The organism is Luteimonas sp. TWI596, assembly GCF_039674105.1.
Classification (GTDB): domain Bacteria; phylum Pseudomonadota; class Gammaproteobacteria; order Xanthomonadales; family Xanthomonadaceae; genus Luteimonas.
In genome coordinates, this window is sequence record NZ_JBDJMU010000003.1 from 271370 (window position 1) to 279852 (window position 8483).

The 8483-nt window shown below is 69.5% G+C and carries 7 protein-coding genes and 1 pseudogene; 5 read left to right on the plus strand and 3 right to left on the minus strand.

All coding sequences use genetic code 11. From position 1 onward, the window contains the following. Nucleotides 1–68 precede the first annotated feature (68 nt). Together ABE487_RS03925 and ABE487_RS03930 are read left to right on the plus strand one after the other, a co-directional pair. A pseudogene (locus ABE487_RS03925) lies at nt 69–877 on the plus strand (DUF1289 domain-containing protein). After that, nucleotides 874–1737, plus strand: coding sequence for a sulfurtransferase (locus ABE487_RS03930; RefSeq protein WP_346452244.1), 864 nt, complete (start codon nt 874–876; stop codon nt 1735–1737). The pseudogene ABE487_RS03925 and the gene ABE487_RS03930 overlap by 4 nt, the downstream one beginning before the upstream one ends. A 25-nt stretch (nt 1738–1762) precedes the next feature. Here the strand turns inward: ABE487_RS03930 and ABE487_RS03935 are convergent, their stop codons facing one another. The 3 genes from ABE487_RS03935 to uvrA form a co-directional block, all read right to left on the minus strand. After that, on the minus strand, nt 1763–2521 hold the full coding sequence (locus tag ABE487_RS03935; RefSeq protein WP_346452243.1) for an enoyl-CoA hydratase/isomerase family protein: 759 nt from the start codon (nt 2519–2521) through the stop codon (nt 1763–1765). 113 nt (nt 2522–2634) lie between these two features. Further along, entirely contained in the window at nt 2635–3039 is a 405-nt protein-coding gene (locus ABE487_RS03940) for a thioesterase family protein (RefSeq protein WP_346446515.1), read from the minus strand. Next, nucleotides 3036–6086 carry an excinuclease ABC subunit UvrA gene (gene uvrA / locus ABE487_RS03945; protein WP_346452242.1) on the minus strand — a complete coding sequence of 1017 codons (3051 nt, stop codon included), beginning with the start codon at nt 6084–6086 and terminating at the stop codon, nt 3036–3038. Before uvrA ends, ABE487_RS03940 begins: the two co-directional genes overlap by 4 nt. 313 nt (nt 6087–6399) lie before the next feature. Between uvrA and rplU the strand changes: the two genes are divergently transcribed. The 3 genes from rplU to cgtA all read left to right on the plus strand — a co-directional run bounded on the left by rplU (nt 6400) and on the right by cgtA (nt 8248). Then, nucleotides 6400–6720, plus strand: a complete 321-nt coding sequence (gene rplU / locus ABE487_RS03950) for a 50S ribosomal protein L21 (protein WP_337245031.1) — start codon at nt 6400–6402, stop codon at nt 6718–6720. Between the two features lie 12 nt (nt 6721–6732). Beyond that, the gene (gene rpmA / locus ABE487_RS03955) at nt 6733–6993 is read left to right on the plus strand and encodes a 50S ribosomal protein L27 (protein WP_047136307.1); all 261 of its coding nucleotides are present in this window, start codon (nt 6733–6735) and stop codon (nt 6991–6993) included. A gap of 214 nt (nt 6994–7207) precedes the next feature. Beyond that, nucleotides 7208–8248 carry an Obg family GTPase CgtA gene (gene cgtA / locus ABE487_RS03960; RefSeq protein ID WP_346452241.1) on the plus strand — a complete coding sequence of 347 codons (1041 nt, stop codon included), beginning with the start codon at nt 7208–7210 and terminating at the stop codon, nt 8246–8248. Nucleotides 8249–8483 lie beyond the last annotated feature (235 nt).

Consider the following 8483-nt stretch of genomic DNA (forward strand, 5'->3'; position numbering starts at 1 on the left):
GTCGTCGTGTCCGGGCCACGCGCTGCCTGGCGCACGCCGCACGTGCGCCGCGCCGCTAGAATGGCGGGATGGATGCTTCCTTCCGCGCCGTGCCGACGCCGTGCACCGGCGTGTGCACGCTCGACGACCAGGGCCGTTGCGACGGCTGCCTGCGCAGCACCGAGGAGATCGGGCGCTGGCTGCAGATGAGCGATGCCCAGCGCCGGCATCTGATGGAGGTGGTCTTGCCCGCCCGCCAGGCCGCACGCGCATGACCCCGCCCGTCCTCGCGGCACGCCTGCGCCGGGTATTGCACCCGCTCGACGGGGCGCCGACCGCACGCGGCTGGAATGTCGACGAACTCGACGGCCTGCTCGCGCCGGACGCGACCTTGCGCGAGGCCGCGGTGCTGGTCGGGCTGGTGGAGCGCGAGCGCGGCCTGCAGGCGCTGCTGACGCGGCGGACCGACACGCTGCGCCATCACGCCGGCCAGGTCAGCTTTCCCGGTGGCCGGCTCGAGCCCGAGGATCACGGCCCGCTGCAAGCCGCACTGCGCGAGGCGAACGAGGAAATCGGACTGGTGCCCGCTCAGGCCGCACCGCTGGGCTTTCTCGATCCGCTGGCGACCGTGACCGGCTACCGTGTGGTGCCGGTGGTGGCGATGCTCGATCCCGGTTTTGCGCCCGTGCCCGATCCGGGCGAGGTCGCCGAGGTGTTCGAGGTGCCGCTGGATTTCCTAATGTCGCCGGTGACGCTGCGCCAGGTCGACATCGCGTTCGCCGGACGCACGCGCCACGTGCTCGAGTACGAAACCGTGCCCGACGCGCCGACCCATCGCATCTGGGGCGTGACCGCGTCGATCCTGCTGAATTTGCGGCGTCATCTGGAGCGCGCATGAGCACGGACTGGCGCACGCTGGTCTCCGCCGAGGCGCTGGCCGCCGCGCTCGGTCGCGACCGTCTGTGCGTGGTCGACTGTCGGTTCTCGCTCGCAGCCTCGGCCGGCGCCCTGGATGCCGGGGAGCGCGCCTGGCGCGCGGCGCATGTGCCCGGTGCGGTGTACGCGCATCTCGATCGCGACCTGTCGGGGCCGCACGGTCCCGGCCGAGGCCGACATCCCTGGCCGACGGCGGCTGCATTCGCGCAGAGCCTGGGGCGCTGGGGCATCGATGCGGCCACCCAGGTGGTGGCCTATGACGACGGCGACGGCGCATTCGCCGCGCGGCTGTGGTGGCTGCTGCGCAGCTTCGGCCATTCCCGGGTCGCGGTGCTGGACGGCGGTTGGGCGCGTTGGACCGCGCTGGGGTTGCCCGTCGAGGCACAGGCGCCGGTGCGCGTGTCGCGCGAGGTTGCCGGCGCCTTCGATGCCGGCGCGCTGCTGCACGCAGCCGACGACGTCCAGCGCCATGTCGCCGCGGGCGGCTTGCTCGTCGACGCCCGTGCCGCGCCCCGGTTCCGCGGTGAGGTCGAACCGATCGATCCGCGTGCCGGTCACGTGCCTGGCGCGATCAATCGGCCGTATGCCGACAATCTGGCCGACGGCCGGTTCAAGCCCGCCGATGCGCTGGCGCGCGAGTTCGGCGCGCTGCTCGACGGCCATCCGCCCTCGGCGCTTGTCGCGATGTGCGGCTCGGGCGTGACCGCTTGCCATCACCTGTTGGCAATGGCGCATGCCGGGCTCGATGGCGCGCGGCTGTACAGCGGTTCGTGGAGCGGCTGGATCGACGATCCCGCGCGTGCGGTGGCGACCGGGCCGTAAATCGCGCAGTGTGTTGGGCGACGCGTCAGCGCCCCAGCCGCGCCACCAGGGCGCGCAGGCCGGCCTGGGTGTCGGGCGCCTGCCAGGCCGCGAGTTGGTGGTCGAGATCGAGCTGGTCGGGCTGCAACGCCTCGACGAGATCGGCGCGTGCGATCCGGCGCGTCTCGCGCATCGGTGCCTGCGGCAATGCCAGCAGCGACCGCAGCCAGCCACAGGCGGCCGCTACCGTCTCTTCCGGCTCGGCCAGGGCGTCGACCAGCCCGAGCCGCAGTGCTTCCTCCGGATCGACTTGCAGACCGCCCACCAGCAGGCGCTCGGCCTGGCGCTGGCCCACGGTGCGCCGCATCAGCTGCTGGATCCCGATCGGCGCGACCAGCCCGACCTGGGTCTCGTTGAGGCCGATCCCGAACGCGCCGCGCGTCATCACCCGGTAGTCGCAGGCCAGCGCCAGCACGCAGCCGCCGGCCGGCGCGTGGCCGGTGATCGCGGCCGCGACCGGTACGGGCGAGACCGCGACCGCGCGCACGGCATCGAAGAAGCCGTCCCAGGCCGCGCGCAGCGCGGACGCATCGAGCGTCAGCAGATACGGCACGTCGAGCCCGGCGGAGAAGAACCGCGGCTGACCCGACAGCACCAAGCCGGCGACGCTGTCGTCGTCGGCTGCTGCCTCCACGGCCTCGCGCAGCGCCCGGCACAACGTGGGGTCGAGCGCATTGACCGGCGCGCGTGCGAGCCGCAGCTCGCGGATCGGGCCATGGGTGAGGATCTCGATCGGGGACGGCATCGTGGACCTTCCGGCAGAACAGGAGCGGCGATGGTAGACGATGCCGTCGGCGCGGCCGATCGCTCGAGCAAGCGCATGCGGCACGTTACGCCGCTTGTGTCTCCGGCGTGGTGTCAGGCCAGCGCCTTGGCCCGCACCGACTCGGGCAGCGCCGTCGGCCGCCCGGTCGCGCGGTCGATCCAGACCACGACGACGTGGCCGTCGGCATGCAGGGTGGCGCCGTCCTCGGACACGATGCGGTGGCCGACGGTGACGCTGGTCGTGCCCACGCGCTGCGCCGACAACTCGACGACGATGCGCGAAGGGTAGGGGATCGGCAGCCGGTAGTTCATCTGCACCGCCGCCAGCAGCGGCGCAGTGGCCTCGGTGACCCATGCTTCGCCGATCGAGTCGAACCAGCGGATGCGCGCTTCCTCCAGATAGGTCATGAAGGTTGCGTTGTTGACGTGGTCGAACGCGTCGAGGTCGCGCCAGCGCAACTCGATCGGCACACGGATCAGCACCTTCGCATCGTTCATGCCTTGGCTCCCTTCGCCTTGCTCGTCTTGCCGGCCCGCTTGGCCGCGGGCTTCGACTTGGGCTTGGTGTCGGTCTTGCGCAGTTCCGCGCGAGCGGCGGCCTCGGCCTCGGCGGCCTTGGTCGAGGCGCCCTTGCGCGGCAGCGGCTTGGGCAGGTGCGCGGTCGACTTGCGGGCCAGCTTGCGCGCCGCCCGCGGCTCGGCAGCCTCGGCCGGCACGGTCTGCAGCAGGCGCGCGAGGAACTGGCCGGTGTGCGACTGGGGCATCGCGGCGACCTGCTCGGGCGTGCCTTCGGCGATGATCTGCCCGCCGCGGTGGCCGCCCTCCGGGCCCAGGTCGATGACCCAGTCGGCGGTCTTGATGACGTCGAGGTTGTGCTCGATCACCACGACCGTGTTGCCGTCGTCACGCAGCTTGTGCAGCACGCTGAGCAGGTGCTCGATGTCGTGGAAGTGCAGGCCGGTCGTGGGCTCGTCGAGGATGTAGAGCGTGCGCCCGGTGTCGCGGCGCGAGAGCTCCTTCGACAGCTTGACGCGCTGCGCCTCGCCGCCCGACAGCGTGGTCGCGCTCTGCCCGAGCTTGACGTAGCTCAGGCCGACATCGACCAGCGTTTCGAGCTTGCGCGCGATCGGCGGCAGGTGCTCGAACAGCGTCAGCGCGTCCTCGACCGTCATCTCCAGCACGTCGTGGATGCTGTGGCCCTTGTAGAGGATCTCCAGCGTCTCGCGGTTGTAGCGCTTGCCCTGGCACACGTCGCAAGGCACGTAGACGTCGGGCAGGAAGTGCATCTCGACCTTCAGCAGGCCGTCGCCCTGGCAGGCCTCGCAGCGACCGCCGCGCACGTTGAAGCTGAAGCGGCCTGGCGAATAACCGCGCGCGCGCGCCTCGGGCACCTGCGCAAACAACTCGCGCAGCGGCGTGAACAGGCCGGTGTAGGTGGCCGGGTTGGACCGCGGCGTGCGTCCGATCGGCGACTGGTCGATGTCGACGACCTTGTCGAACAGATCCAGGCCCTCGATCTCGCGGTAGGGCGCGGCCTTGTGCGAGGCGCCGTTGATCTCGTTGGCGGCCAGCGAGTGCAGGGTGTCGTTGATCAGCGTCGACTTGCCCGAGCCCGAGACGCCGGTGATCGCGGTGAACAGCCCCGAGTGGATCGTCAGGTCGACGTTCTTGAGGTTGTTGCCCGACGCGCCCAGCAGCCGCAGCCGCATCTTTGGATTGGGCGTGTGGCGCTTGGCCGGGATCTCGATCCGCCGCTTGCCCGACAGGTACTGGCCGGTCAGCGAGCGCGGGGCCTTGAGCACGTCGTCGTAGCTGCCCTGGGCGACAACCTCGCCGCCGTGCACGCCGGCGCCCGGGCCGATGTCGACGATGTGGTCGGCCAGGCGGATCGCGTCCTCGTCGTGCTCGACGACGATCACCGTGTTGCCCAGGTCGCGCAGGCGGGTCAGCGTGCCGAGCAGGCGCTCGTTGTCGCGCTGGTGCAGGCCGATCGACGGCTCGTCGAGCACGTACATCACGCCGACCAGGCCGGCGCCGATCTGCGAGGCCAGCCGGATGCGCTGCGCCTCGCCGCCCGACAGCGTGTCGGCCTTGCGCTCGAGGGTCAGATAGTCCAGGCCGACGTCGACCAGGAAGCTCAGCCGCTCGCCGATCTCCTTGACGATCTTGGCGGCGATCTCGCCGCGCCAGCCCGGCAGCTCCAGGCCTTCGAAGAACGCCAGTGCCTCGTCGATCGGCAGCACGACCAGCGACTGCAGCGGCCGGTCGGCGACGAACACGTTGCGCGCCGAGCGGTTGAGCCGCGCGCCGCCGCAGTCCGGGCACGGGCGTTCGCTGATGAACTTGGCCAGTTCCTCGCGCACCGCGGCCGACTCGGTCTCGCGATAGCGCCGCTCCAGGTTCGGCACGATCCCCTCGAACCGGTGCTTGCGCTGGGTGCGCGCGCCCGAGTCGGTGATGTAGGTGAAGGTGATCGTCTCCTCGCCACTGCCCAGCAGCACCGCATCGCGCGAGGCCTGCGGCAGGTCCTGCCACGGCGCGTCGACGTCGAACTTGTAGTGACGGGCCAGCGACTGGATCAGCTGGAAGTAGTAGGCGTTGCGGCGGTCCCAACCGCGCACCGCACCGGCCGCCAGCGACAGCTCGGGGTGCACGACGACGCGGTCGGGATCGAAGAATTCGCTCATGCCCAGGCCGTCGCAGGTCTGGCAGGCGCCCATCGGTGCGTTGAACGAGAACAGTCGCGGCTCGAGCTCGGGCAGCGCGTAGTCGCAGACCGGGCAGCTGTACTTGGACGAGAACAGGTGCGGCGGAATCGACGCATCGTCGATCGCCTGCACCGAGGCCATGCCCTCGCCGAGCTTGAGCGCGGTCTCGAAGGACTCGGCCAGCCGCTGCTTCATGTCCTCGCGCACCTTGAAGCGGTCGATGACCGCTTCGATGGTGTGCTTCTGGCGCAGCGCCAGCGTCGGCAGCGCGTCGATCTCGTACAGTTCGCCGTCCACGCGCACGCGCACATAGCCCTGGGCGCGCAGTTGCTCGAAGACCTGCGCATGCTCGCCCTTGCGGTCGCGCACGACCGGCGCCAGCAGCATCCAGCGCTGTTCGGGATCGAGTGCGAGCACCTGGTCGACCATCTGGCTGACGGTCTGCGCCTCGAGCGGGTAGCCGTGGTCGGGGCAGCGCGGGCTGCCGACGCGTGCATAGAGCAGGCGCAGGTAGTCGTAGATCTCGGTGATCGTGCCGACGGTCGAGCGCGGGTTGTGCGAGGTCGACTTCTGCTCGATCGAGATCGCCGGGCTCAGGCCCTCGATGTGGTCGAGATCGGGCTTCTCCATCACGCTGAGGAACTGCCGCGCGTAGGACGACAGCGACTCGACGTAGCGGCGCTGGCCTTCGGCGTAGATCGTGTCGAACGCCAGCGACGACTTGCCCGAGCCCGACAGGCCGGTGATGACGATCAGCTGGTCGCGCGGCAGGTCGAGATCGATGTTCTTGAGATTGTGGGTACGGGCACCGCGAATGCGGATGGTGTCCATCGCCATCGACGTCAGGTCCGGTTGGAGGGCGGGGGAGGCACGCGCGCGCCCTTGAGAGGCGCGGGAACGGGCAATCGGTCAGACTACCGAGCCGGTCATTTGGGGGCAAATCGGCCGAACGCCAGTGTGACGGGGGGCGGTCGCAGGCCGTGAGACGAGGCGGTTCAGGTGCCCGGGCTGGCGCCTTCCCCGCAGAGCGGCGCGCACGTCCGTACGATCTGGGGTGGTTTGACCGCAAGCCGCTGATCGCATTACAATTCCGCTCCTGTCCGCCCTCGATGGCGGCAGCGACCACAATAACTACAGAGGAAGTCTGGTCATGAGTTATGCAGTCCTGGTGACGGGCGGCAAGCAGTACCGCGTGATGGCGGGCGAGACGCTGCGCGTCGAGAAGCTCGACGGCGATGTCGGCAGCGAGATCAAGTTCGACAACGTCCTGCTGCTCGGCGACGCCGACGGCGTGAAGCTCGGCGATGCGCTCGCCGGCGCCAGCGTCAGCGCGACGATCAAGTCGCACGGCCGCGCCGAGAAGATCCGCATCATCAAGTTCCGCCGCCGCAAGCACCACATGAAGCGGCAGGGGCACCGTCAGCACTACACCGAAATCGAGATCACCGGCATCGCCGGTGGCAGCAAGTAAGGAGCAGCAGGCATGGCACACAAGAAGGGCGTAGGTTCCTCGCGCAACGGCCGCGACTCCAACCCGAAGTACCTCGGCGTCAAGATCTACGGTGGTCAGGCCATCGAGGCCGGCAACATCATCGTGCGTCAGCGCGGCACCCAGTTCCATCCGGGTAGCGGCGTCGGCCTGGGTCGCGACCACACGCTGTACGCGCTGGTCGACGGCAAGGTCGAGTTCACGACCAAGGGTCCGAAGAACCGCCGCACCGTCAACGTCGTCGCCGCGCAGTAATCCCCGCGCGACGTCGTCCGGCACGAAGCCCCGCTCCGGCGGGGTTTCGTCTTTCTGGCGGCGCAGCCCACCAGGAAAGACGGGATTCGGGAATGGGAATTCGGGCGCCGCACGCGCGCACCGCATGTCCAGAGCCGGTCCACCAGAGCGAGGCAGGTAGACTGCTGTCGCCCCGCTTGTCCCAATCCCCCATTTTTTTCGAATTCCCAATCCCATGAAGTTAGTCGACGAAGTCGAAATCACCGTCACTGCCGGCAACGGCGGCAATGGCTGCGTCGGGTTCCGGCGTGAGAAGTTCATTCCGCTCGGTGGGCCGGACGGCGGCGACGGCGGCGACGGCGGCAGTGTCTGGTTGATCGCCGACGAGAACCTCAACACGCTGGTCGATTTCCGTCACCAGACGATGTACCGCGCGCAGCGCGGCGAGAACGGCATGGGCCGGCAGATGTACGGCAAGGGCGGCGACGATCTGGTGATCGTGGTGCCGGTTGGCACCGTCGTGCACAACGTCACCACCGACGAGGTCATTGGCGATCTGACCGCGCACGGTCAGCGGCTGCTGGTGGCGCGCGGTGGCAAGGGCGGCCTGGGCAACATGCACTTCAAGAGCTCGACCAATCGCTCGCCGCGCCAGTCGACGCCGGGCGAGGGCGGCGAGGAGCGCACGCTGCGGCTCGAGCTCAAACTGCTGGCCGACGTCGGCCTGTTGGGGTTCCCGAACGCCGGCAAGAGCACGCTGATCCGGGCGGTCTCGGCGGCGACGCCGAAGGTCGCCGACTATCCGTTCACCACGCTGTATCCGAACCTGGGTGTGGTCAGCGTCGAGCCGGCGCGCAGCTTCGTGATCGCCGATATCCCCGGTCTGATCGAGGGGGCGGCCGATGGCGCGGGGCTGGGGGCGCTGTTCCTGCGCCACATCCAGCGCACCCGGTTGTTGCTGCATCTGGTGGAGATCGCGCCGCTCGACGGCAGCGATGCGGTCGACCAGGTGCGCGCGATCGAGCGCGAGCTCGGCAAGTTCGATGCGGCGCTGCTCGACAAGCCGCGCTGGCTGCTGATCAACAAGGCCGACACGCTGCTGCCCGAAGAGGCGCAGGCCGAGGCAGCGCGGATCGTCGAGGCGCTGGCGTGGGCGGGTCCCTGGTTCCTGATCTCGGGGCTGGCCCACGAGGGCACGCGCGAAGTGATGCTCAAGGTCCAGGCCGCGCTCGACGAGCTCGATCGGCAGGCCCGCGAGGCGGCCGACGCAGTCTAGGCCGCTGCCCGCAGTTGCCCCTTTGAAGCCCGGCCTCTGGCCGGGCTTTTCTTCGTGCGCGCTTGTGCGCGCAATCGTTCGATCACGGTGAGGCGGGCTTCGGTGGCAGCGTTGCGCCTGCCGGGGTTGCTCCTCGGCTCGGTCACGCATCAATCGGCAAAACCGGGGTCAGAGTGGACTATTGAACAACGAAAAAGGACAAATTCCCCGGGGTTTTGTTTTGGAGCAAACACAC

Excerpts from the sequence above, each read along its gene's own strand:
- rpmA (WP_047136307.1), top strand. The coding sequence starts at position 6,733 with ATGGCACACAAGAAGGGCGTAGGTTCCTCGCGCAACGGCCGCGACTCC.
- rplU (WP_337245031.1), top strand. The coding sequence starts at position 6,400 with ATGAGTTATGCAGTCCTGGTGACGGGCGGCAAGCAGTACCGCGTGATG.
- uvrA (WP_346452242.1), bottom strand. The coding sequence starts at position 6,086 with ATGGCGATGGACACCATCCGCATTCGCGGTGCCCGTACCCACAATCTC.
- ABE487_RS03930 (WP_346452244.1), top strand. The coding sequence starts at position 874 with ATGAGCACGGACTGGCGCACGCTGGTCTCCGCCGAGGCGCTGGCCGCC.
- ABE487_RS03940 (WP_346446515.1), bottom strand. The coding sequence starts at position 3,039 with ATGAACGATGCGAAGGTGCTGATCCGTGTGCCGATCGAGTTGCGCTGG.
- ABE487_RS03935 (WP_346452243.1), bottom strand. The coding sequence starts at position 2,521 with ATGCCGTCCCCGATCGAGATCCTCACCCATGGCCCGATCCGCGAGCTG.
- cgtA (WP_346452241.1), top strand. The coding sequence starts at position 7,208 with ATGAAGTTAGTCGACGAAGTCGAAATCACCGTCACTGCCGGCAACGGC.